Here is a 1285-nt window from a genome sequence, read left to right on the forward strand (position 1 = left end):
AGGCTGAGACGTGATGCGTAGCCGATTGAGGTGAAGTAGAGTGATCCTATGCTGCCGAGAAAAGCCTCTAGCGAGTGCGTGCACGGCCCGTACCCCAAACCAACACAGGTGGTCAGGTAGAGAATACTAAGGCGATCGGGTGAACTGTGGTTAAGGAACTCGGCAAAATGCCCCCGTAACTTCGGGAGAAGGGGGGCCAGTGTTCCTGAAGTCCCTTGCGGACTAGGGAATGGTGGCCGCAGAGACCAGCGGAAAGCGACTGTTTACTAAAAACACAGGTCCATGCGAAGTCGCAAGACGATGTATATGGACTGACGCCTGCCCGGTGCTGGAACGTTAAGAGGACCGGTTAACCCCTTTGGGGGTGAAGCTGAGAATTTAAGCGCCAGTAAACGGCGGTGGTAACTATAACCATCCTAAGGTAGCGAAATTCCTTGTCGGGTAAGTTCCGACCTGCACGAATGGCGTAACGACTTTCCGGCTGTCTCAACCACAGGCCCGGCGAAATTGCACTACGAGTAAAGATGCTCGTTACGCGCGGCAGGACGGAAAGACCCCGGGACCTTTACTATAGTTTGGTATTGGTTTTCGGTTCGGCTTGTGTAGGATAGGTGGGAGACTGTGAAGCTGGCACGCTAGTGTTGGTGGAGTCGTTGTTGAAATACCACTCTGGTCGGATTGGGAATCTGAACCTCGGACCATGATCTGGTTCAGGGACAGTGCCTGATGGGTAGTTTAACTGGGGCGGTTGCCTCCTAAAGAGTAACGGAGGCGCCCAAAGGTTCCCTCAGCCTGGTTGGCAATCAGGTGTTGAGTGCAAGTGCACAAGGGAGCTTGACTGTGAGACAGACATGTCGAGCAGGGACGAAAGTCGGGACTAGTGATCCGGCACCACCTGGTGGAAGGGGTGTCGCTCAACGGATAAAAGGTACCCCGGGGATAACAGGCTGATCTTGCCCAAGAGTCCATATCGACGGCATGGTTTGGCACCTCGATGTCGGCTCGTCGCATCCTGGGGCCGGAGTAGGTCCCAAGGGTTGGGCTGTTCGCCCATTAAAGCGGCACGCGAGCTGGGTTTAGAACGTCGTGAGACAGTTCGGTCCCTATCCGCCGCGCGCGTAGGATACTTGAGGAAGGCTGTCCCTAGTACGAGAGGACCGGGACGGACGAACCTCTGGTATGCCAGTTGTCACGCCAGTGGCATGGCTGGTTGGCCACGTTCGGAAGGGATAACCGCTGAAGGCATCTAAGCGGGAAGCCTGTTCCAAGATGAGGTATCCCACCC

General features: G+C 55.6%; 1 rRNA gene. It reads left to right on the top strand.

The annotated features are described in order from the left end of the window. Positions 1–1285: ribosomal RNA gene (locus ACLJPX_RS44205) — 23S ribosomal RNA — on the top strand; the annotation flags it as partial.

This window comes from Amycolatopsis sp. lyj-90 (assembly GCF_046549035.1).
In the GTDB taxonomy this organism is placed as follows: domain Bacteria; phylum Actinomycetota; class Actinomycetes; order Mycobacteriales; family Pseudonocardiaceae; genus Amycolatopsis.